This is a genomic window from Mycobacterium sp. E2238 (genome assembly GCF_001672665.1).
Taxonomy (GTDB): Bacteria; Actinomycetota; Actinomycetes; order Mycobacteriales; family Mycobacteriaceae; genus Mycobacterium.
The window spans coordinates 44975-67604 of sequence record NZ_LZKF01000151.1 but is presented as its reverse complement, the minus strand read 5'-3'; the positions used below and the strand labels follow the sequence as shown (position 1 = coordinate 67604).

The 22630-nt window shown below is 66.6% G+C and carries 21 protein-coding genes and 2 tRNA genes; 12 read left to right on the top strand and 11 right to left on the bottom strand.

The features are described from left to right. Positions 1-23: 23 nt before the first annotated feature. Positions 24-422, top strand: coding sequence for a holo-ACP synthase (locus tag A5711_RS13100; RefSeq protein ID WP_067947088.1), 399 nt, complete (start codon positions 24-26; stop codon positions 420-422). 10 nt (positions 423-432) lie between these two features. Further along, positions 433-1758: a dipeptidase gene (locus A5711_RS13095; RefSeq protein WP_067947086.1), complete on the top strand. Its 1326-nt coding sequence runs from the start codon at positions 433-435 to the stop codon at positions 1756-1758. Between the two features lie 25 nt (positions 1759-1783). Here A5711_RS13095 and A5711_RS13090 read toward each other — a convergent pair whose 3' ends face one another. Next, the gene (locus A5711_RS13090) at positions 1784-2287 is read right to left on the bottom strand and encodes a DUF3060 domain-containing protein (RefSeq protein ID WP_067947084.1); all 504 of its coding nucleotides are present in this window, start codon (positions 2285-2287) and stop codon (positions 1784-1786) included. Between the two features lie 70 nt (positions 2288-2357). Continuing rightward, positions 2358-2645: a hypothetical protein gene (locus A5711_RS27240; RefSeq protein ID WP_068121218.1), complete on the bottom strand. Its 288-nt coding sequence runs from the start codon at positions 2643-2645 to the stop codon at positions 2358-2360. Positions 2646-2829: 184 nt separating this feature from the next. On the opposite strand from A5711_RS27240, the gene A5711_RS27235 reads away from it, so the two are divergent. Then, a complete protein-coding gene (locus tag A5711_RS27235; RefSeq protein WP_067947082.1) occupies positions 2830-3186 on the top strand; it encodes an MmpS family transport accessory protein in 357 nt (118 codons plus the stop codon). Positions 3187-3204: 18 nt separating this feature from the next. On the opposite strand, the gene bcp is transcribed toward A5711_RS27235, so the two are convergent. Next, positions 3205-3678, bottom strand: a complete 474-nt coding sequence (gene bcp / locus A5711_RS13080) for a thioredoxin-dependent thiol peroxidase (protein WP_067947079.1) — start codon at positions 3676-3678, stop codon at positions 3205-3207. A 98-nt stretch (positions 3679-3776) separates the two neighbouring features. Here bcp and A5711_RS13075 point away from each other — a divergent pair, with 98 nt between their 5' ends. Next, positions 3777-4004 carry a DUF3618 domain-containing protein gene (locus A5711_RS13075; protein WP_067947172.1) on the top strand — a complete coding sequence of 76 codons (228 nt, stop codon included), beginning with the start codon at positions 3777-3779 and terminating at the stop codon, positions 4002-4004. A 4-nt stretch (positions 4005-4008) separates the two neighbouring features. Here A5711_RS13075 and A5711_RS13070 read toward each other — a convergent pair whose 3' ends face one another. Next, positions 4009-5751 carry a DUF3556 domain-containing protein gene (locus tag A5711_RS13070; protein WP_067947077.1) on the bottom strand — a complete coding sequence of 581 codons (1743 nt, stop codon included), beginning with the start codon at positions 5749-5751 and terminating at the stop codon, positions 4009-4011. Positions 5752-7075: 1324 nt separating this feature from the next. Between A5711_RS13070 and A5711_RS13065 the strand changes: the two genes are divergently transcribed. Beyond that, positions 7076-8212 carry a cytochrome P450 gene (locus A5711_RS13065; RefSeq protein WP_067947075.1) on the top strand — a complete coding sequence of 379 codons (1137 nt, stop codon included), beginning with the start codon at positions 7076-7078 and terminating at the stop codon, positions 8210-8212. A gap of 115 nt (positions 8213-8327) precedes the next feature. On the opposite strand, the gene A5711_RS13060 is transcribed toward A5711_RS13065, so the two are convergent. Both A5711_RS13060 and A5711_RS13055 read right to left on the bottom strand, forming a co-directional pair. Beyond that, a tRNA-Lys gene (locus A5711_RS13060) sits at positions 8328-8403 on the bottom strand. Positions 8404-8560: 157 nt separating this feature from the next. After that, positions 8561-9799, bottom strand: coding sequence for a GNAT family N-acetyltransferase (locus A5711_RS13055; protein ID WP_067947169.1), 1239 nt, complete (start codon positions 9797-9799; stop codon positions 8561-8563). A gap of 211 nt (positions 9800-10010) precedes the next feature. Here A5711_RS13055 and A5711_RS13050 point away from each other — a divergent pair, with 211 nt between their 5' ends. From A5711_RS13050 to A5711_RS13040, 3 genes are all read left to right on the top strand, one after another. Continuing rightward, positions 10011-12368 carry an MMPL family transporter gene (locus A5711_RS13050; protein WP_067947167.1) on the top strand — a complete coding sequence of 786 codons (2358 nt, stop codon included), beginning with the start codon at positions 10011-10013 and terminating at the stop codon, positions 12366-12368. A 66-nt stretch (positions 12369-12434) separates the two neighbouring features. Beyond that, positions 12435-13340, top strand: a complete 906-nt coding sequence (locus A5711_RS13045) for a DMT family transporter (protein WP_067947073.1) — start codon at positions 12435-12437, stop codon at positions 13338-13340. A gap of 149 nt (positions 13341-13489) precedes the next feature. Beyond that, positions 13490-14701, top strand: coding sequence for an Ig-like domain-containing protein (locus A5711_RS13040; protein WP_067947071.1), 1212 nt, complete (start codon positions 13490-13492; stop codon positions 14699-14701). Between the two features lie 127 nt (positions 14702-14828). Here the strand turns inward: A5711_RS13040 and A5711_RS13035 are convergent. Both A5711_RS13035 and orn read right to left on the bottom strand, forming a co-directional pair. After that, positions 14829-14904: transfer RNA gene (locus tag A5711_RS13035), tRNA-His, on the bottom strand. Positions 14905-14958: 54 nt separating this feature from the next. Next, positions 14959-15606 carry an oligoribonuclease gene (orn, locus tag A5711_RS13030; RefSeq protein ID WP_067947069.1) on the bottom strand — a complete coding sequence of 216 codons (648 nt, stop codon included), beginning with the start codon at positions 15604-15606 and terminating at the stop codon, positions 14959-14961. Positions 15607-15728: 122 nt separating this feature from the next. Between orn and A5711_RS13025 the strand changes: the two genes are divergently transcribed. Beyond that, the gene (locus A5711_RS13025; RefSeq protein ID WP_067947067.1) at positions 15729-17294 is read left to right on the top strand and encodes a helicase HerA-like domain-containing protein; all 1566 of its coding nucleotides are present in this window, start codon (positions 15729-15731) and stop codon (positions 17292-17294) included. Positions 17295-17296: 2 nt separating this feature from the next. Here A5711_RS13025 and cmrA read toward each other — a convergent pair whose 3' ends face one another. After that, positions 17297-18103 (bottom strand): mycolate reductase, encoded by an 807-nt coding sequence (cmrA, locus tag A5711_RS13020; protein ID WP_067947064.1) that lies wholly within the window; start codon positions 18101-18103, stop codon positions 17297-17299. A gap of 74 nt (positions 18104-18177) precedes the next feature. Between cmrA and A5711_RS13015 the strand changes: the two genes are divergently transcribed. Then, positions 18178-19518 carry an MFS transporter gene (locus A5711_RS13015; RefSeq protein ID WP_067947061.1) on the top strand — a complete coding sequence of 447 codons (1341 nt, stop codon included), beginning with the start codon at positions 18178-18180 and terminating at the stop codon, positions 19516-19518. A 5-nt stretch (positions 19519-19523) separates the two neighbouring features. Here A5711_RS13015 and A5711_RS13010 read toward each other — a convergent pair whose 3' ends face one another. Together A5711_RS13010 and A5711_RS13005 are read right to left on the bottom strand one after the other, a co-directional pair. Beyond that, positions 19524-20312 carry an MmpS family transport accessory protein gene (locus tag A5711_RS13010; RefSeq protein WP_082953237.1) on the bottom strand — a complete coding sequence of 263 codons (789 nt, stop codon included), beginning with the start codon at positions 20310-20312 and terminating at the stop codon, positions 19524-19526. Between the two features lie 64 nt (positions 20313-20376). Then, positions 20377-21036, bottom strand: a complete 660-nt coding sequence (locus A5711_RS13005; RefSeq protein ID WP_082953238.1) for a TetR/AcrR family transcriptional regulator — start codon at positions 21034-21036, stop codon at positions 20377-20379. 193 nt (positions 21037-21229) lie between these two features. On the opposite strand from A5711_RS13005, the gene A5711_RS13000 reads away from it, so the two are divergent. Both A5711_RS13000 and A5711_RS12995 read left to right on the top strand, forming a co-directional pair. Then, positions 21230-21976, top strand: a complete 747-nt coding sequence (locus tag A5711_RS13000) for a CoA transferase subunit A (RefSeq protein ID WP_067947057.1) — start codon at positions 21230-21232, stop codon at positions 21974-21976. Further along, positions 21976-22626, top strand: a complete 651-nt coding sequence (locus tag A5711_RS12995) for a 3-oxoacid CoA-transferase subunit B (RefSeq protein WP_067947055.1) — start codon at positions 21976-21978, stop codon at positions 22624-22626. Before A5711_RS13000 ends, A5711_RS12995 begins: the two co-directional genes overlap by 1 nt. The last annotated feature ends 4 nt before the right edge of the window (positions 22627-22630 follow it).

Sequence of the window (22630 nt, the reverse complement as noted above, 5' to 3'; positions counted from 1 at the left end):
ACCGTCCGTTAGCCTGGCGACCCATGGGAATTGTCGGTGTGGGGATCGACGTCGTCTCCATCCCTGATTTCGCCGAGCAGGTCGACCAGCCGGGAACCGTCTTCTCCGAGACGTTCACACCGGGTGAGCGCCGAGACGCCTCGGACAAGAGTTCGTTCGCGGCGCGCCACCTGGCGGCCCGGTGGGCGGCGAAAGAGGCGGTGATCAAGGCCTGGTCGGGATCCCGCTTCGCGCAACGGCCCGTGCTGCCGGAGGACATTCACCGCGACATCGAGGTGGTCACCGACATGTGGGGGCGGCCCCGGGTGCGGCTGAGTGGTGACATCGCCAAACATCTGGCCGACGTGACGATTCACGTGTCGCTGACGCACGAGGGGGACACCGCGGCCGCGGTGGCGATCCTGGAGACGACCTCCGACTAACCTCGAGATCATGAGCGATCTTGTCGAACGCGTCCGCGAGGTGTTGCCGTCGGTGCGCCGCGACCTCGACGACTTGGTGCGCATCGAATCGGTGTGGGCCGACCCGGCCCGGCGCGACCAGGTGCACCGCAGCGCGCGGGCAGTGGCGGACCTGTTGGCGCAGGCCGGATTTGGTGATGTGCGGATCGTCAGCGAGGACGGCGCTCCCGCGGTCATCGCGCGGCATCCCGCGCCGCCGGGCGTGCCGACCGTGCTGCTGTATGCCCACCACGACGTGCAGCCCGAAGGCGATCCCGGCCAGTGGGCGTCGCCGCCCTTCGAGCCCACCGAACGCCACGGGCGACTCTACGGCCGCGGCAGCGCCGACGACAAGGCCGGCATCGCAACGCATTTGGCGGCTTTCCGGGCGCACGGCGGTCAACCGCCGGTCGGTGTGACCGTCTTCGTCGAGGGCGAAGAGGAATCCGGCTCGCCGTCGTTGGGCCGCTTGCTGGCTGCTCACCGCGACGCGCTGGCCGCCGACGTGATCGTCATCGCCGACTCGGACAACTGGAGCACCGACATTCCGGCGCTCACGGTTTCGCTGCGCGGCCTGGTCGACTGCGTCGTCGAGGTCGCCACGCTCGATCACGGCCTGCACTCCGGTATCTGGGGCGGCGTGGTCCCCGATGCGCTGAGCGTGCTGGTGCGGCTGCTGGCGAGTCTGCACGACGACGTGGGCAATGTGGCCGTCGCCGGCCTGCACGAAAGTGCCGCCGCCGCGGTGGATTACCCGCCCGAACGGGTGCGCGCCGACTCCGGGCTGCTGGACGGGGTGTCCGAGATCGGCTCGGGTTCGGCGCCCCAGCGGTTGTGGGCCAAGCCCGCGATCACCGTGATCGGCATCGACACCACGCCCATCGAGAAGGCGTCGAACACACTGATCCCGCGGGCCCGCGCCAAGATCAGCATGCGGATCGCGCCGGGTGGTGACGCCGCAGCGCACCTGGACGCGTTGACGTCGCACCTGCAAAAACATGTTCCATGGGGCGCGCGCGTCAGCATCACCCGCGGCGACGTCGGCGAGCCCTACGCCATCGATGCCAGCGGCCCCGTGTATGACGCCGCGCGGGCGGCCTTCCGGCAGGCGTGGGGCACCGAACCCATCGACATGGGCATGGGCGGCTCCATCCCGTTCATCGCCGAGTTCGCCGACGCGTTCCCACAAGCCAAGATCCTGGTCACCGGCGTCGAGGATCCCGGCACCCAGGCGCACAGCATCAACGAGAGTTTGCACCTGGGTGTGCTGGAACGCGCCGCCATAGCCGAGGCGCTGCTGCTGGCCAACCTGGCCTGACGGCGGGCCCTACGGACGAACCGCTTCACCGTCGCTGGGCTACGGCGTTGTTGTTTCCCGTCTTTTCGATCTTCGGTGAGCCCGAGTGGTAGGTCACCGCATTGTCGTCGCCGAAAACGTCGATGGTGTCGGCGCTGTCGGCGGCCACGTGGTTCCCGCTGCCGAAGATCTCGAGCCGTTCGCAGTGGCCGGTGACGGTGTAGGTGTTGTTGTCGCCGTCCAGCTTCAGGTCGCCGTTGTTGCAGTCGATCGTGTCCTTGGCGCCGCTATTGATCATCACCAGATTCCCCTGCACGGTGGTGCCGGCGTGACTCAAGAAAAACGCGACCGCCACCGCCGCCACGACCGCGCACATCCCGAGGATCAACTTTCCTCGCGGCGTATTCGCGAGTTTCGCCAGGCCGCCGAAATTGCCTGGGCCGCCGAACTGTCCGCCGCTGGACGCCTCGAACGGCTGCGGCGCGCCCGGCGACTTGCCCGAGCCGTGCTCAAGGTCGCGAATGTATTGCTCGGGGTCGTCCGCGTCCACGGCTAAATGATCCGCCTCGGCCCGCGCAGAGTGCAATGGTCGTCCCTGATCACCGGCATCGGCCTGACCGTTACGGCCAGGGGAAGCCGGGTGACGGTGGGGGCACCTCGGACGGGTCAGCTTCCCGGAAGTGATAGACCGGGCCCGACGGGGTGCTGTCAGTGGTCACCGCAAACCAATGACAAACACTCAGGTCGAAGCCGGGCGGTATCGGAACCGTATATCCCCATTTCTGGCCGGGGCAGTAATGCCAGTAGGACGGCGTAGCTTGGGCGGGCGCGGCCAAGCCCATGGTGGCCGCCACTACGGCGCCAGAAATCATCGCCGTCGCGATGATCCGCCCGAGTGGTGTGTTCATTCCAGAATCCTTTGCTGCCGATCGCGCCGTACGCTACGGCGAATCACTTGCGAAATTCTTGACGTTCGCTTGCGGCTACCGATCCCAACCTTCGTATTGGGCTCGGGGCTGCCGTGGTGTGAAGTTGCCGGGAGGCCACGACGAGTGCAAAGTACGGGTCAGCGGGGGCAGAAGGGAGCAACTGATGAAGGCGCAGTTTTCCGCGGTCTCCGCACTACTGGTCTCAGCGTCGCTGATGACCGCACCGGGTGCGGTCGCCGCGCCGGGCGATGCGGTCGTGTACACCGTGACCTCGGACGCCCCGTTGGCGGCGGTGTCCTACATAGACGCGACGGGCCAAATGCAGATTGTCACCAATCAGCCCGTGCCCTGGTCTCTTTCGTTCACCAGCAAGGACACCAGTTCCCCGGCGGTCCTGACCGTCGCGGCGAACCCAACCGGTCAAAAGACGACCTGCACGATCACCGTCAACGGATCGGTGAAGGACACCAAGTCCACGACGGGTACGGGTGAAGCCGGCCTGGCGCAGTGCGCCGCGTAATCGAATAACGCTGGCGGATCAGACGGAAAGGTCGCGGCGCAGTTTGGCGACGTGGCCGGTGGCCTTGACGTTGTACTGCGCGACGGCGATCTTGCCCTTCTCGTCGACCACGAAGGTCGAACGGATCACGCCCTGCACGGTCTTGCCGTACATCTGCTTCTCGCCGTAGGCGCCCCAGGCCGTCAGCACCTTGCGGTCGGGATCCGACAGCAACGGGAACGTCAGCTTTTCCGCGTCGCGGAACTTCGCGAGTTTCTCCGGCTTGTCGGGGGAGATGCCGACGACCTCCAGACCGGCGTCGCTGAGTTCGTGCAGGTTGTCGCGGAAGTCGCAGGCCTGCTTGGTGCAGCCGGGCGTCGAGGCCGCCGGGTAGAAGTACACGATGACGCGACGCCCCTTGTAGTCGGCCAGCGACACCTTGTTGCCGTCGGCATCGGGCAGGCTGAACGAGGGCGCTTTGTCGCCCGGCGCAAGCCGCGTGGTCTCGGCCAATTTCTGGGCCCCTTTCTGTTCACCGGAGCGTGGGGGTTATCACCAGCTGATCTAGGGTAGTGCGTCAGGTGCATCAGGCCGACTGGGAGGACAGACACGTGGCGGACCGGGACCCCGAGGCCATCAAGCGCGACATCGACGTCGCCCGCGACCAGCTGGCGGCCACCGTCGACACACTCGCCGTGCGGGCCAACCCGCGCCGCCTCGCCGACGACCTGAAGGCGAAGGCGATCGAGTTCGTCAAGAAGCCGGCGGTGACGGTGACTCTGGCCGGCGTCGGTGTCCTCGTGGTCGTGGTGGTGGTGCACCGGGTGCGCAACCGCTGACTCGTCACGCCATGCCGGCGCCCGTGCCGCTTTGCACGTGCACCGGAATGTCGTCGGCCCAGGGCTGCGTCGTGACCATGTCGTCGACGTCGACATAGCCGCGCTCGAACTCGCCGGTCGCCGCGTCGACCAGCCGGTATTCCTGTCGCTGGATGTGGATGGGCTGCGCGTCGAGAATCACCACCCGCACGTCGCCGGGCTGGAATTTGCAGCGCTCCTGGAGCGCCTCGATGAGGCATTCGTTGTGCATGTGCCCGTCGCCGAAGTTCCACCCGAGCACCATCGAGCACAGCACCTCGCCCTCGCAGAGGTTGTAGTCGTCCTCGTCGAATCCGGCCAGCGCGCGGTGCACCAGCGTGAACAGCGCGCGCCCGTGGGTGTTCATCCCCCGAAACGCCATGGCGAGGTGCAGCGGAACCAGGGTGGCCTCTTTGGAGCCGTAGAGGCGCTCGAGCTGCAGGTGTTGCATCGGTCCGAGCGCGCGGGAGCCCGTCCGGAACTTTTCGTCGCATGAGGGCTTGACGCACCACACGGTGGTGTCCCAGTTGCCCGCGTAGTACCGCATGCCGGGCAGAAAGGACACCTTGCGCGGGTAGAGGTTTCCGACGACGACGATCCCGGCGATGACCACGAACAGGATCGCCACCGGCACGGGGTTGGCCAGGTCAGCCAGGCCGAGGCGGGCATGCGCGACGAACAGCGACAACACCCCGAAGATCATGAACACGTTCCACTCCAGGGGGACACCCATCGGGAAGGCCAGCAGGATGTTCAGGTGGAAGACGATCATCACGAACGCGGCGACGGCCGTCGGCCAGCCGCCGTGGGAGAACAGCAGCGCCAGCGGCACCAGGCCCTCCACGGCGGTGGAGAAGTGGGCGATGAAACCCGCTAATGCGCTGGGTCGCAGGTCGTCCGGATAGCGCTTGAACATCGACCGCTTCAGCGGGCCGGAGGGGATGAATGGGTTGTTCGCCAGCATCGTCGAGATCACGAACGGGAAGTGCCGGTTGAGTTTTGACGTGGCGGCCCCCAGCCAGATCACCATGAAGACCACCTTGGCCCCGATGATGGAGTCCGCACCGGCGAACAGGAACACCAGCGCCAGCGGCGCGTAGACCTCGCCGCGAGCGGCCAGGAAGATCACCTTGTCGCGCAGCCCGACGACGGCCAGCACCGCCAGGATCGCGACGGTGTGCCAGGGCGCCAGCACACCAATCTCGGTGTGCAGCGCGGGGATTGGGCCGGTGCCGTCGGACACCAGCGCGATGGCGAGCAACACCAGCAGGGCGCCGTAGAGCGCCGCGTCGACCGGGCTGCGGACGCTGCCCTTGGTCATCGGCACCCGATCGGGCCACGGCGGCAACCGAATGGTGCCCGGCCGCAGCCAGTACAGAATCGATCCCATCGGCGGGAAGTAGCGGCCGGCCAGTGGTCCAAAGCAGCATCCCAGGCCGATGACTTCGAACAGCATCGTGTACAGCACGGCCTTCTCGAACACGATCGGTTCCGACCACCAGGCGGCGACGCCGGTGAAGCTGCCGATGCCCGTCGTGCACCACCCGAACACCCAGCCGCCCAGGATGTACAGCGCGATCTTCACGCCGTACATCACATGCATCACCAGCGGGGTGCCGAAGCCGTTCTCGGCGATGTGGCGCACCATCGGCAAGATCCGCTGGGCGCGGCTCTGCTTGCTCCATTCGGCTACGTCGACGACGGGCAGATTCGGCTGGATGAACCCCATTTGCGGCTCCTTCGACGCGGCTCGTTTCCAGCAAAAAAGTACCTGAGCGACAGCTACCGCGTGCGGATACGCCGTCGGCAATTTCTTCGGCCAACCTAGGCCGGCCGTTGATCGGTGTTCTCCATCCTCCGAATCGCCGGTCGTTGTTTTGTGGCCGCATTGCGTAGCCCGTGCGGCCTCGCCTAAATCGCGTGCAGCGCAGCTGATGCCAAGGACATTGGTTCCTTGACGCACCGCGTGAGAAACAACGTCAGTCGGCCGAATGTGTATGCGCACAAGCTTGTTGCGGTGAACCCGTCGGCCAGCTCTGCTGTGTTCCTGTGCATCCCGGCTGCCGAGCGGGTGGCAAACGACGCCGGCTGAAGTGGTTATGAGCTACCGGCAAATCGAACAATCAAGAAGGCAACAAACACCGGACTTTGATCGTTTTCACAGCTCACTGGTGGCTAGCGCTCAAGTCTGGTCTTGTACAGTCCTGCCACTGTGGGGCATGCGAGCGCTCTGAAGACTCGACGAAGGCAGTCGATCGTCGCAGCCGTCACAGCGCTGAGCTTGTTCACTGCCTTGATCGCGGGATCGTGCCTGCGTCCCCAACTAGCGGCGGGTTCGCTTCCCGAGCCGGCGGCATGGACACACGAAACCCACAGTCCCCAAACGCATGTCGGCCAGGTTCAGCCTGCTGCGGCCCCAATCATCAGCCGTCGGGACCATGGCCTATCGTCCGGCTCCACACCAACGGACAAAAAGCCGTTCCACAGCATGTGGATGACGCGAGACCGACCGGCCAGTTGGCCGTCCATCTCACCGGAGTCTGGCCGGCTGGCTCCGCTGACTTCTCCTGCCGCGCCACGGTATCCCGCCTGCTGCGCACAGCGGGTGGCGCCGACGGTCGTTCCCGGCGGCCGAGGCCTCTTGACCAGGTTCTGCATCAGCCGATCCTGAGGGCTTGGCTCTGGGCCTTCGTGCGCCTGGCTAGGCCGGTGAGACCAACGCGCCCACCGACTTGCCGTGACGCCGCGGCTTCGACGCGGCGAAGCACCACATGAGATCTGCGGGGTCGTGCTGAATCACCCGCAGGTGTAGCGGCTTCCGCCGTTCGGTCAACCATTGCGACGCCCTGAGCGCCGCCATTTCGCCGGCCTCCCTCCTTAGAAAACGTCATGTCTTTAGGCGCAACTCAGCCCTCTCCCGTGCGCCAGGAAGGTTCACAATGAATTCGTCTGCAACAGAGCGCATTTCAGGATGTATCCACTCGAGTAGCGCACTTGATGTAAACCGGCCAGAACAATTCCACCTACCGCGGCTGGAACATTCGACGTTGCCGATGGCCGCTGACCGGGGCGTCGGATGGAAGGTGTTGCGGGACGCGGGGCCGGTCGTGTACATGAACGGCACCTATTACCTGACCCGTCGCGAAGACGTGCTGGCAGCCTTATGCCAACCCAACCTCTTCTCGGCGCATTTGGCGCTTCAACCTCCGGGCTGCCCCGTGCCGGTGCTGCCGTCGGCGTTCGACCCTCCCGAGCACACCCGCTACCGCAAAATTTTGCAACCGCACTTCAGCCCGCACGCCCTGACCAAGTTCCGGCCCGTGATGGAGCGCCACGCCGTTGACATGATCGCTGGCCTCGCTGGCCGTGGTGGGTGCGAGGCGATGGCCGACTTCGCGCGCCTCTACCCGTACCAGGTGTTCATAGATCTTTACGGGCTGCCGCTGGAAGACCGGGATCGCGTGATCGGGTGGAAAGACACGGCCGTGGACGGCAAGTCTGGGGGGAACGAGCTCTTGACGTATTTCACCGAAACCATTCATCATCGCCGGCGGAACCCGGGATCGGACCTGCTGTCGCAGGTGATGACCGGACCGGGCGAACTGAGTGATCTCGAGCTAATCGGCATGAGCCTCCTGCTGGTTTTGTCCGGTTTGGACACCGTGTCCGCGGCGATCGGGTTCTCGTTGTTCGAATTGGCGCGCCGGCCGCAGCTGCGCAGAGAGCTTCGTAACCAACCGGAGCGGGTCAAGTTCTTCATTGAAGAGATCGTCCGACTGGAGCCCGCAGCCCCGCTGGCGGCGCGGGTTACAACCGCCTTCGTCAACGTGGGCGGGATGACACTCCCTCCTGGCACGCCCGTGGGGCTGTGCACAGCGGCGATCAACCGCGACGGCAGCGACGAGGCTTCGACGGACGAATTGGTCATGGACGGAAAGGTGCACCGACACTGGGGATTCGGGGGCGGGCCGCACCGCTGCATAGGATCACATTTGGCACGAATCGAGCTGACGATCGTTGTCGACGAGTGGCTGAAGCAGATCCCCGACTTCGAAGCGCCGCACGGGTACATCCCGGAGATCAAGTTCCCTTCGAAGAGCTTTGCGCTCAGGTCGCTGCCGTTGACCTGGCCTGAGCCGGCCGGCTCTGCGACCGCGACCGGCTCAAGTGCTGCTCCGGAGGCCTCATAGACGAGCACCCGGCCGTCGGCACCTGCCAGAGGGAGGGGCATGCACGTCCGACCGACCCGGTGCCGCGCAGATGCATCGATGCTGGTGAGGAGCGGCACGAGCTCGAAGACGTCTGTGGTGCGCCGTCAGGGTTTCGAACCCCGGACCCGCTGATTAAGAGTCAGCTGCTCTACCAACTGAGCTAACGGCGCTTTCGGCGGTCGAGACCGCGTACGCGACAATAACAGGCGTTCTGCCGCGGCGTGAAATCCCCAGAATCCCCTCCATCATAGCCGCCGAGGGGATGGTAGGCCCCGCCTGGACGCTCCGGTGCCCTCGACCGACGAAATGACCTGCGGCGCAGCGTACTCAGAACAGCGTTCCGCAGAACGGTGCCCGGTCGGTGCTGAAGGCGGCATCCAGATCGGGTATCGCGCCCGGCCGCAGTTCCGTGATCCGGCCCGCCCGGAGGAGTTCAGAGGCGCTGTGCGCGCCCATGTAGATCGTGGCCAGATCGGCAAGACCGATCTTGACGTCGACGGGCCCGTCATGCGGCGTGCACTTTCCGACGCCGTCGCGCGCCTGTAGCAGGAAACGGCCGCCGGCCAGGCCCAGCGGGTCGTCGGCTTCCAGCGCGATCTCGATGTCGGCGGCGTAGGCCCGGGTACCGAGCACCTCGGCCACGTCGTTGATCCGCACCCAGAGGAAGTCGTTCACGCCGGTGGTTTCCGCGGCCCGGGGGTCGGTGAGCTTGAGCGGCAGCGGATCGTCGACCGGCACGTCGATCTCAACCGTGTCGAACATCTCCAAGACCAACAATGTCTGAAGCAGCTCGGTGTGAGCCTCGTCGGTGATGGGGCAGAAGTCCTCGACGACCACCGTCCCCAACGGGGGTCGGTAGCCGTGGTTCGAGTCGCCGACCACGCGGTATGTCAGGAAGCCGTCCGGATGGATGGTGTAGTTCAACGCGGTTCCGTTTCCGCGCTGCGTCGGCCGGTCCTCCAAATAGTCTGCCCACCAAGCGTCGTCGCGGTCGACGGCGCCAGACGTCGTGTCGCACCAGCGTTGGTAGATTTCCGGCACAAGGCTTTTCGCTTCGTCAGCGCCGATCTCGCGAGCCCGCATCTCGCTCGGTTTGTTTCGCAGCTTCGCGAAGCGGCGGTCGACGGAGTAGCTGCGGAGGTAGCTCGCGACACCCGCACCGAAGCCGTCGTACATCGCGGTCTGGGTCGGCGCCCCGAAGACGATCGGATAGCCGCGCTCGATGAGAATCCCCAGCCCCTGTGCGCTGAGCTGCCCCCACACTCCCTTGCCCTGATGCGTTGACGCGACGGCGATCATCGTCAACCACGCGGCTCGTAACCTGGCGCCGCCCGGCACTGTCAGCTGCGTGGGGTAGATGATGGACGACCCGACCAAGAATGACCGTTGCGGATCGGAGAAGTCCTCGGCGACCAGCATGTTGTCGACGTCGACGCGGCGTTTCCACGCTTCGATATCGCGCTGGTCAATCGGATCGCCGAAAGTGCGAGCCTGATTCGCGAATATCGCCGGCAGATCCTGTTCCGTGGGATGTCTCGTCTTGATGGCGTTGTCCGTCGCGTTCATCGTCATCCAATCCGCTTATCGCCCAGCCAGAACGGCGCTCGCACAGCGAATGGCTCACTGGATGCGCCCTTTTCGTTCGATACCCGAGTGCTGGATTGCCAAACGTCGCCGGCGGTCCGGTCGATACGGGCAATCGGCGCAGCGGGTGGGTTAGTCGGCATCGTTCGGGTATAGGGGGTACGGCCGGGGATTAGCGATGAAGGGACCGAGGATGCTGCATGCACTGACCCGCCTCGCCATCGCCGCACCGCGCCGCATCCTCGCGCTCGCCGCTTTGGTGCTGGTTGGGGCCGCGGTCTTCGGTATTCCGGTCATCAACAGCCTGTCGGGCGGGGGCTTTCAGGACCCGACTTCTGAGTCCGCGCAGGCGACCAACGTGCTTCGTGACAAGTTCAATCAAACCGATCAGCAGATGCTCATCGTGGTGACCGCCCCGGCAGGTGTCCAAAGCAATCAGGCGCGCCAGGTCGGCACCGACATCGTCGACCACCTGCGACGATCGCCGTGGGTGCTGAACGTGTCCTCGGCGTGGACGTCTGCACCGCAGGCCGCCGCCCAGCTGGTCAGCAAGGACCAGAAGTCCGGGATGGTGGTGGCCGGCCTGAAGGGCGGGGAGAACGACGCCCAGAAGTACGCCAGCCGGCTCACCGACGAATTGGCGCACGACCGCGACGGTGTGACAGTCCGTGCCGGGGGCATGGCCGTGGCGTATGCGCAGATCAACGATCAGAACGAGCGCGACCTGCTGTTGATGGAGTCGATCGCGATCCCGCTGAGCTTCGCGGTGCTGGTCTGGGTGTTGGGCGGCGTGGTCGCGGCGGCGCTGCCGATCGTGCTGGGCGCCCTCGCCATCGTCTGCACCATGTCGGTGTTGCGGCTGATCACCTTCGCGACCGATGTGTCGACGTATGCGCTGGACCTGAGCATCGCGATGGGACTTGCCCTGGCGATCGACTACAACCTGCTGATCATCAGTCGTTTCCGTGAGGAGCTGGCGCGCAGCGGCGACCGGGAGCGGGCGTTGGTGCGGACCATGGCCACCGCGGGGCGGACGGTGCTGTTCTCCGCCACCACCGTGGGCTTGTCGATGGCGGTGATGGCGGTGTTCCCGATGTCGTTCTTGAAGTCGTCGGCGTACACCATCGTGGCCACCGCGGCGATAGTGGCGATCGCTTCCGTTGTGGTCACCCCGGCGGCGATCGCGCTGCTGGGCTCCCGGCTGGATTCGCTGGACGGCCGCCGGGTGCTGCATCGCGTCCTGCACGGGCAACGGTCGTTCCGCGATCATGCGCACAAGCCGCTCGAGCAGCAGTTCTGGTATCGGTCGACGAGGTTCGTGTTGCGCCACGCCCTGCCGGTCGGGCTGAGCGTCGTTGCGCTGATGCTGCTGCTAGGGGTTCCGTTCCTGGGCGTCAAGTGGGGCTTTCCCGACGAGCGCGTGCTGCCGCCGTCGGCGTCGGCCCGTCAGGTCGCCGACATGCTGGACAACGATTTCGACAACGGAATGGGGACCGGGGTCACCGTCGTGGTACCCGACGCCCGCGGTGCGGGCCCCGCCGACCTGGACCGCTATGCCGCCGAGCTGTCGCGCGTGCCCGACGTGTCAGCGGTCAGCGCGCCGATGGGGACGTTCGTCGCCGGGAACCGGGCCGGCCCGCCGGCCGCGCCCGCCGGCGCCGCGAACGGCAGCGCGTTCTTCACCGTGACCAGCACCGCGCCCCTCTATTCGCAAGCCTCGAACACGCAGCTCGACCAACTGCACAAGGTCGCCGGCCCGGCGGGACGCTCGGTGCAGATGACCGGGCTGGCCCAGATCAACCGCGACAGCGTCGGCGCGATCACCAAGCGGCTGCCCATCGTGTTCGGTCTGATCGCCCTCATCACCTTCACGCTGTTGTTCCTGCTGACTGGCAGCGCGGTGCTGCCGCTGCAGGCGCTGGTGTGCAACCTGCTGTCGCTCACGGCCGCATTCGGGGCCATGGTGTGGATCTTCCAGGACGGCAATTTGGGCGCGCTGGGGACGACCCCCAACGGGACTTTGAACGCCAACATTCCGGTGCTGCTGTTCTGTATCGCCTTCGGGCTGGCCATGGATTACGAGGTGTTCCTCGTCTCGCGGATCCACGAATACTGGCTGGCGTCGCAAGCGATTCAGGAGACACCGCCGACGGCCGCGCAGGCGCGCGCCGCCACCGACGAAAGCACGGCCCTGGGCATCGCCGGCATCGGTCGCGTCGTCACCACCGCGGCGCTGGTGATGTCGATCTCGTTCGCCGCGTTGATCCCCGCGCACGTGTCGTTCATGCGAATGCTCGGTCTCGGCCTGACACTCGCCGTGCTGGCCGACGCCACTCTCGTGCGGATGGTCCTGGTGCCCGCGGCCATCCATCTGCTCGGCCAGTGGACCTGGTGGGCACCCAAACCGCTGGAGTGGCTGCGGCAGCGGTCCGAGACCGGTGAAGACGCTGCCGCCGCGGTGGGGCGGCGCCGATGGGACGACGACGTACCCGAGCCGCAACGGCCCTCGATCCGGAGGTGGCCCACCAAAGCCGCGACGTACCGTGGCTAATGGATTGGATTGCGTTGTAAAGCAACGGTATTCGCGCCGACCCCGTCCGGCGTGGACGGAGTGCCGATGACGGCCAATACGGAAATCGCCGCCCTGCTCGCGCTGAGTTCCGCGCTGTGCGTCGCGGTCGGCGACGTGCTGCAGCAACGGGCGGCGCACTGCATCGAGGACCGGTCGGTCGGCCACGTCGAACTGTTCGCCAGCCTGCTACGCAACCGGCGATGGTGGTGGGGCGCGCTGCTACTCGCCGGGAGCGTCGGGTTGCAGGCGGCCGCGCTGGGCCAGGGTTCGGTGCTGCTGGTGCAGGCGCTGCTGATGCTTTCGCTGCTGCTCGCGCTGCCGATCAATGCGCGGTTATTCCACCGCAGGGTGACCGGGGCCGAGTGGATGTGGGCCGGCCTGCTTACCGCCGCGGTGACCGTGGTCGTCGTTGTCGGCAATCCGCAGGCGGGCCGTGCTTCCGCGCCGCTTGGAACCTGGCTCGTGGTGGCCGCCGTGCTCGGGCCGCTCTTGGTGGCCTGCGTCGTGGCCGGCCGCATCTGGGGCGGTGCCGCTGCCGCGGTCCTGTTCGCCCTTGTCTCCGGTTCGCTGTGGGGCATCTTTGCGGTGCTCGCCAAGGAGGTCGTCGCCCGGCTCGGCGATGGCGGATGGGCACTGATCCAGGCCCCCGAGCTCTACGCCGCGATCCTGGTCATCGTGGGCGGTGTGGCGTGGAGCCAGTCGGCGTTCCGGGCCGGCCCGTTGACCGCGTCGATGCCCACCCTCGAGGTGTCCCAGCCGGTCGTCGGGGCCGCGCTGGGTGTCCTTGTGCTCGACGAGACGCTGGACGCGGGCCGCGCCGGGATGATCGCCTTGGCGGCGGCCGTCCTGGTGATGGCGGCGGCCATCGTCAAGCTCGCGCGTGTCGAAGCCGCCTCGACCCGCGATCGCGTCGAGGCCGAACTCCACGACGCGGTCGATCAGCCGGCCTGACGGCCCCCTGAAATGGCCTGACGGCGCGATTCGTCACGATCGCATGACACCGGATAGTGGACACCCCGAGGGCGGCACGCGCGCGCCCAAAAACCCATTACAATTCATGCACTGTTTCTGGTCAGCGGTGACCAACTACATCAAATTTCATGGAAGGTCGCCCGATGACGCCTTTGCGCAAACGACGGTCGTGGCTGGCTGCCGCGATCGCTTCGGTTGCTGTGTTCGGCGTTGCCTGCGGCGGTGGCAACACCGCGGCACCGCAGAAGGTGATCTTCGACAAGGGCACTCCGTTCGCCGATCTGCTCGTCCCGAAGCTCACCGCCTCGGTGACCGACGGCGCCGTCGGCGTCACCGTCGATTCGCCGGTGACGGTAAGCGTCGCGGACGGCGTCCTCGCATCGGTCACCATGGTCAACGAGAACGGCAGGTCGATCAGCGGCCAACTCAGCCCCGACGGGCTGCGCTGGTCGACCACCGAGCAGCTCGGCTACAACCGGCGCTACACGCTGAGCGCCAAAGCGCTCGGCATGGGTGGCGCGGCGAATCGGCAGATGACCTTCCAGACCAGCTCGCCCGCCCACCTGACCATGCCGTACGTCAACCCGGGCGACGGTGATGTGGTCGGCGTGGGCGAGCCGGTGGCGATCCGCTTCGACGAGAACATCGCCAACCGCGCCGCGGCGCAGAAAGCCATCACGATCACCACGAACCCGCCCGTGGAGGGTGCGTTCTACTGGCTCAACAATCGTGAAGTACGTTGGCGCCCAGAGCATTTCTGGAAATCGGGAACGACGGTCGATGTGGCGGTCAACACCTACGGGGTCGACCTGGGTGACGGGATGTTCGGCGAGGACAGCGTCAAGACCCACTTCACCATTGGCGACGAGGTCATTTCGACGGCCGATGACACCACCAAGACGGTGACCGTGCGCGTCAACGGCGAAGTGGTCAAGACCATGCCGACGTCGATGGGTAAGGACAGCACGCCGACCGCCAACGGGTTCTACATCATCGGCGGCCGGTTCAAGCACATCATCATGGATTCGTCGACGTACGGCGTTCCGGTCAACTCGCCCAACGGATATCGCACCGAAGTCGACTGGGCCACCCAGATGTCCTACAGCGGCGTGTTCGTGCACTCGGCGCCGTGGTCGGTCGGCGCGCAGGGGCACACCAACACCAGCCACGGTTGCCTGAACGTGAGCCCCAGCAATGCGGAGTGGTTCTACGACCACAGCAAGAGCGGCGACATCGTTGAAGTCATCAACACCGTGGGGCCGACGCTGCCGGGCACCGAGGGACTGGGTGACTGGAACGTGCCCTGGCCGCAGTGGAAAGCGGGCAACGCCAACACCTGACGTGCGATCACGAACGCGCATCGCCTGGGACCGTCGCCGGTGTCCGGGATCCTCGGCGCGCCGAATCGCGTTTCGCTGGGTCGGTTACGCCCAGGCGGTCGGGAAGCGACAACGCCTTCCGACCGATTGGGGTGGCTGACGGGACTCGAACCCGCGACACCCAGGATCACAACCTGGTGCTCTACCAACTGAACTACAGCCACCATGGCCGCGAGCCGATCCACCGATAGCGGGGAAACGAGCGGCGACGTTCGATACTAACCGCTCGGTGGCTCGGGGGCCGAATCGATTGGTCCCGGTGTGCCCGTTTGGCCGTCCAAATCGGCGACCACGGCCTCGATCTCGCTGGTAGACGGCCCCGGCGGGGCGACGAAGGCCGTCCGGCGGTAGAACTTCAGCTCGCGGATCGATTCGTGAATGTCGGCCAGCGCACGGTGAGCGAGCCCCTTGACCGGCTGACCGAAGTAAATCCGCGGGTACCAGCGTCGGCAGAGCTCCTTGATCGAGCTCACGTCGATCATCCGGTAGTGCAGGAACGCGTCCAGCGCGGGCATGTCGCGCGCGATGAACGCGCGGTCGGTGGCGATGGAATTGCCCGCCAGCGGCGCCGTCTTGGGTTGCTTGACGTGCTTGCCGACGTAATCGAGCACCATGGCCTCGGCGGTCGCCAGGTCGACGGTGGACGCCCGTACCTCATCGATCAACCCTGAACGCGAGTGCATTTCGGTGACGACCTCGATCATCGAGGACAGCGCCGCGTCGTCGGCGTGGATCACCACGTCGACGCCATCGCCCAGAATGTTCAAATCGGCGTCGGTGACCAGGGCCGCGATCTCGATCAACTTGTCCGAGCCGAGGTCAAGCCCGGTCATCTCGCAATCGATCCACACCAACTCGTCTCGCACAGCGCTCACATTAGGCCCAAGTGGCGCTCACGTCGTCCGTCGCCCCCAACTCCGCCGGAGAAGTAGTGTGAGCGTTGCCGGACCGCATGCCGAACCACTGGAGAACAGGGGGGCGCAGCACGATGAGCACCGAATCAGCGGAGACACCCGCACGCCGGATCGCCGACGGCTATGCCGTCGACGGTCAGGCACTCGAATTGGGCACGGTCGTCGTCGACGGCGCTGTCGACCCGACGGCACAGATCCGCATCCCGCTCTCCACGATCAACCGGCACGGTCTGGTGGCCGGCGCGACCGGAACCGGAAAAACCAAGACGCTGCAGTTGATCGCCGAACAACTCAGCGCGGCGGGCGTTGCGGTGATGATGGCCGACGTCAAGGGCGACCTCTCGGGCCTGGCCAAGCCGGGTGAGGGCAACGACAAGACGGCCGCCCGGGCCAAAGACACCGGCGACGACTGGGTGGCGACCGGGTTCCCCGTCGAGTTCCTGTCGCTGGGCACTGGCGGGGTGGGCGTGCCGGTGCGCGCGACCGTCGCCAGCTTCGGTCCGGTTCTGCTGTCGAAAGTGTTGGGGCTCAACGCCACTCAAGAGTCGACGCTGGGACTGATTTTTCACTGGGCCAGGGAGAACAATCGTCCGCTGGTGACGCTGGACGATCTGCGGGGCGTCATCAGCCACCTGGCCAGCGACGAGGGAAAGACCGACCTGAAAGACCTCGGCGGGGTGTCGTCGACCACGGCGGGCGTCATCCTGCGGGCACTGGTGAACCTCGGCGGCGAGGGCGGGGACACGTTCTTCGGCGAGCCGAAGCTTGACCCCAACGATCTGCTGCGCGTCGACGGGCAGGGCCGCGGCGTCATTTCGTTGCTGGAGTTCAGCGGTCAGTCGTTGCGCCCTGTGATTTTCTCCACCTTCCTGATGTGGCTGCTGACCGATCTGTTCGCGGTGCTGCCGGAGGTCGGTGACGTCGACAAGCCCAAGCTGGTCTTCTTCTTCGACGAGGCCCACCTGTTGTTCGCCGATGCCTCCAAGGCCTTCCTCGATCAGGTCGAACAGACCGTCAAGCTGATCCGCTCCAAGGGTGTGGGGGTGTTCTTCTGCACCCAGCTACCCACCGACGTGCCCAACGACGTGCTCTCCCAGCTGGGCGCGCGCATCCAGCACGCGCTGCGGGCGTTCACCCCGGACGATCAGAAGGCGCTCAGCAAGACCGTCCGCACCTACCCGAAAACCGATGTGTACGACCTGGAGTCGGCGTTGACGTCGCTGGGAATCGGTGAGGCCGTCGTCACCGTGCTGTCGGAGAAGGGCGCGCCGACACCCGTCGCGTGGACGCGGATGCGGGTGCCTCGGTCGCTGATGGCGTCGATCGGCGACAAAGAGATCGCGCAAGCGGCGAAAGACAGTCCACTGCAGGCGAAGTACGGCCAGACGGTTCAGCCGCCGGCGCGGCCTCAGCCCGGCCCGCAAGCCCAGCCGGCGCCGCAGCCGCCGCAGGCCCAGTCCGAGTACCCGCCAGTGCCGGCGAACGAGCCGGTGCCGCCGATGCCGGAGCCGGCGGAGCCCAAAGGGCCCGGCTTGCTGGAGAGGCTGTGGCACGATCGGGAAGTGCAAAGTGCGGTGAACACCGGGATCCGCGAACTCATCAGAGTCAAGTTCGGCAACGGCCGTCGGCGGCGGAAGTAAGGCTAGCTGCCGCCCAGCTTCTTGTAGAAGCTGCCCACGATCGGCGCGACGATCGCGCGCGGAGCGTAACCGCTCGCCACCGACATCGCCTTGGACGTCAGGCCCGGTACGACCCGCATCTTGTTGCGCGCCAACGCATCCAGTGACACCTGGGCGGTGTGTTCGGTGGAGATCCACAGGAAGTCGGGCACCAGCCGCTCGACCAGCGACCGTTCGGCGTCGTCGGGAAGGTCGGTGCGGACGGGCCCCGGTGCGAGCAGCGTGACGTGCACCCCCGAGTGGCGCAGTTCACCGCGCAGCGATTCGCTGAAGGTGTTCGCGAACGCCTTGGTGGCCGCATAGGTTGCGTTGTAGGGAATCGGCGAATTGCCTGCCGCCGAACCGGAAATGAGAATGCCGCCGGCCTTGCGCTCGACCATGCCGGGCAGCACCGCCAACGTAAGGTCGTGCACGCCCAGCACATTCAGCTGCAGCTGGGCCTTTTCGGTCGCCGGGTCCAGCGTCGCCACCGGGCCGAAGGTCGCGGTGCCGGCGTTGGCGCACAGGATGGAGATGGGTCGGGCGGCCAGTTCGTCGCACAGTTTCGCCCGTTCCCCTGGGTCGGCCAGGTCGGCGGGCCGCACCTCGACCGCGACGCGGTACTTGTCGCTCAGGCGGGCGGCCAGCTCGTTGAGCAGGTCTTCGCGTCGCGCGGTGACGATCAGGCTGTGTCCGCGCGCGGCCAGTTCGGTGGCCAGCGCTTCGCCGATGTTCTGCGAAGCTCCGGTCACCACGGCACGCGCGTCTGGGCTGGGCGCGGGGATCGGCATGAGCCAATCGTAGACAGACGCCGCGGCGCAGCCGGGCGCGGCGGGTCGGCTGCGAAACACATAGAGTGCCGGGCATGGGCCAGCCGTCGTCGGGTTCGCTCACGCCCACACCATCGCGGGTGGTGGCGTGGGCGCTCTGGGACTGCGGCTCCACCGGCCTGAACGCGATCGTTGCGACCTTCGTCTTCTCCGTGTATCTGACCAGCAGTGTGGGGGTGGGCTTATCCGGCGGCACCACGCCGGCGAGCTGGTTGGGTCGTGCGGCGGCAATTGCCGGTTTGACCGTCGCGCTGCTCGCCCCGGCCGTCGGCGTCTGGGTGGAGTCCCCGCATCGCAGGCGGGTGGCCCTGAGCGTGTTGACGGCTCTGGCCGTCGCGCTGACATGCGGGATGTTCTTCATCCATGACCGCCCCGGCTACCTATGGGCGGGGCTGGTGCTGATGGGTGCGACCGCGGCGTGCGGCGATCTGGCCAGCGTCCCGTATAACGCGATGCTGCGCCAACTTTCGACGCCGCTTACCGCCGGCCGGATTTCCGGGTTGGGCTGGGCGGCCGGTTACGTCGGCAGCGTCCTGCTCCTGCTCCTGGTCTACACCGGATTCATTTCCGGGAAAGGCTCCGGGCCAAATGCGACGCGCGGGCTGTTCCGGACGCCTCTGCACGACGGCCTCTACGTCCGGGAGGCAATGCTGGTGGCGGCGGCATGGCTGGCGATTTTTGCTCTGCCATTGCTGTTGGTCGCGCACCGGCTTCCCGACTCGACCGAGGTGCACGAGCCGACGAGCATGCTCGGCGGCTATCGCAAGCTCATTACCGAGGTCGTCGCCGAGTGGCGGCGCGACCGCAACCTGGTCTACTTCCTGTTCGCCAGCGCGCTTTTCCGGGATGGGCTGGCGGCGATCTTCGCCTTCGGCGCCGTGCTCGGCGTCAACGTGTACGGCATCTCCCAGGGCGACGTGCTGATCTTCGGTGTGGTGGCCAGCGTGGTGGCGGCGGTGGGCGCGGTGCTGGGTGGATTCGTCGATCACCGCGTCGGGTCGAAACCCGTCATCGTGGCGTCGCTGGCCGCGATCGTCGTCCTGGGGCTCACCCTGATGCTGCTGTCCGGCTCGGTGGCCTTTTGGATTTGTGGGCTACTGCTGTGCCTGTTCATCGGGCCGTCGCAGTCGTCTTCGCGTGCGCTGCTGCTGCAGATGGCGAAGCACGGCAGGGAGGGCGTCGCGTTCGGCCTGTACACCATGACCGGGCGGGCGGTGGCCTTCGTCGCGCCGTGGTTGTTCTCCGTCTTCGTGGACGTATTCGGCGCCGTGCGCGCCGGTTTGGGCGGCATCTCGCTGGTGCTGATCGCGGGGCTGCTGGCCATGCTGGCCGTCCGGGTGCCGGCACGTGGTGCCCTCGCGGCCGAACCGTCGTGAAGCGCTTAGCCCCGGGCGTCGCAGATGGTCAGGCCCACGCCGACGCGCTTGCTCATCTGAGCGCCGTTGACGGTGACCGAGCAGGTGACGTTATGACCGATGTTGACGATCGTGACGTTGGCCGGGTGCGCCGCCGACTTGGCGAGGCTGACCTCTTTGGTCCACGGCAGCTCGACATTGAATTCGGTTTGGATCAGGCCCCCGGTGTCGATGTACATGATGCTGATCGCGCGACCCTCGCCGGCCACGCTGTAGACGATGTCCTGCATCGCGGCCGGGCCGGTCGACTCGGTGGGTGTCGGCAGTCCGCCGGTGGGGGGCACCGGGGCCGGGAGGCGCGGCGTTGACGTGCGTGTCGACGGGCTCGGCATCGGGGGAGTCGTCTCAGGCATGGCGGGCAGGGGCGGGACGGCGGTCTGGGTCTTGATCGCGTTGTTCACCAGCACCAGAGCGATGACCAACGCGACCACCAGCAGCACGGCCGCACCGGCGACGACCCATAGCCACCGCGGTGGAGGCTTCGGGCCTTCGGGCGGCGGGGGAGCCGAGCCTTGCTGCTGCAGCTGGCCCGACGGAGGAAGCTCCTGCTGCCAGTACGCGGGCAGCTGCTTGGTCGTGTTGGTGTCGTTCATCCCGGGCGCCCACGGCGGCGGTTGCTCGCCATAGGCCGGCGCATAGCGCGCCTGATCGGCGTACGCCGGGTCGACGGGCGGCGGGTACCAGGCGCGCTGCTGGCCCGATCCCGGCAAAGAGTCAGTGAACCGTTCGGTGGGACGTGAATCGTTCATGTCCACCTCATAGTTTGCAAGAGTACCTGCGCCGGGCGCTCGGACGGCGAATCACCTCATGGGCGCCGACTCACGGGCACTCGTTCCCGGCGGCAAGGGCCGCGACCGTCATCGCGCGCATCACCGCGCGGGAACGCGCGAAGCGGGCGGGCTTGCCGCGCGAGGCGTCGGGGGATTTCATGCTGTGGGGCGTCGAATTCAGCAAGCCGAAAACCGCGTGGGCGGTCAGCCGCGCATCGGCCTCGGCGAGGTCGGGATTGAGCTCGCGCAGCACGCCGACCCAGACCTCAACGTATTGGCGCTGGGCCTTGCGTACCTGCTTCTCAGCTGCCTTGGGCAGGTGCGCGAGGTCGCGGTCCTGGATGCGGATCAGGTCCGGTTCGCCCAGCACGAAGTCCAGGTGAAAGTCGATCAGACCGTCGAGCGTCGCGGCCGGGTCGTCGGGGTGGCGGGCCCGCACGTCGCGGGCGCCGGCGAGCAGTCGGGCGCTGATGCCCACCAGCAACTCGACCAGCAGCGACTCCTTGTTGGGAAAGTGCCGGTAGATCGCCGGGCCGCTGACGCCGGCGGCGGCGCCGATGTCTTCCAGCCGCACGGCGAGAAAGCCGCGTTCGGCGAACAGTCGTTCGGCGGCCGACAGCAGCTGCAGGCGCCGGTCGGATTTCAACTGGCTGCGCCGATTTGGGGTATCTGGGGGGCCGGATTGGCCGTCGGAGGTGGACGTTGTCATGACGAACCCCCGTCCAGTTTGGTTAATCGCCACTAACTTAGCACGAGTTATTCGCGATTAACCTGCGGTAACGGGCGGCGGCCGCCGATGCCGTCGTCGCTGGACCAGCGGGATCGACGATGGTATTGTCGCCGTGAGTTAATGAAGATTAACTCAAAACGCCCCGCCCGACGGCAAGGAGGCTGCTGCGGCGATGGACAAGGTGGTGGCGACGGCCGCTGAGGCGGTTGCCGACATAACCGACGGGTCGTCCCTGGCGGTCGGGGGCTTCGGGTTCTGCGGCATCCCCGAGGCTTTGATCGCCGCGCTGGTGGACGCCGGGGTGCGTGACTTGGAGACGGTGTCCAACAACTGCGGCGGGAACGGTGTCGGGTTGGTGCACCTGTTGGTGCACAAGCGGATCCGCCGGGCCGTCGCCTCCTACGTCGGTGACAACAAGGAGTTCGCCCGCCAGTTCCTCGCCGGTGAACTCGAGGTGGAGCTCACCCCGCAGGGCACTTTGGCGGAGCGGCTGCGCGCGGGCGGGATGGGAATCCCGGCCTTCTATACCGCGGCGGGGGTCGGAACACCGGTTGCCGACGGCGGATTGCCGTGGCGCTATGACGCCTCCGGTGCGGTGGCGGTGACGTCGCCGCCGAAGGAGACCCGCGAGTTCGACGGTGTCACCTACGTTCTGGAGCGGGCGATCCGCACCGACTTCGCGCTGGTGCACGCCTGGAAGGGTGACCGGCACGGCAACCTGGTCTACCGCGAATCCGCGGCCAACTTCAACCCGGACTGCGCGCAGGCCGGGACGATCACCATCGCCGAGGTGGAACACCTCGTCGAGCCTGGAGAGATCGACCCCGCGGCGGTGCACACCCCCGGCGTCTTCGTGCAGCGGATCGTGCACGTGCCCGACCCGACGAAGCCGATCGAGAAGGTGACGGTGCGGGGCTGATGCCGTGGAGTCGAGAGGGTTTGGCCGCGCGGGTGGCCGCCGAATTGGAGGACGGCCAATACGTCAACCTCGGCATTGGGATGCCCACCCTGGTCCCCAACCACATCCCTGCCGGCGTCACCGTGGTCGTGCATTCGGAGAACGGCATCCTGGGGGTGGGACCCTATCCCCGTCCCCAGGACGTCGACGCGGACCTGATCAACGCGGGCAAGGAGACGGTCACCACGTTGCCGGGCGCGGCCTTCTTCGGTTCTTCCACCTCGTTCGGGATCATTCGCGGTGGACACCTGGACGTCGCCGTGCTTGGGGCGATGCAGGTTTCGGCCACCGGTGATCTCGCCAACTGGATGATCCCCGGGAAGATGGTCAAGGGCATGGGCGGTGCGATGGACCTGGTCCACGGCGCCCGCAAGGTGATCGCGATGATGGAGCACACCGCGCGCGACGGCAGTCCGAAAATCGTTGAGCGGTGCGCGCTTCCGCTGACGGGGGTGGGCTGTGTCGACCGTATCATCACCGACCTGGCCGTCATCGATGTCCGTGACGACGGTTTGCACCTGGTCGAGACGGCGCCGGGCGTCTCGACCGACGAGGTGATCGACAAGACCGAACCGCCGCTTGTGCCGGCGACAACCGGGAGGCATTCGTGAGTTC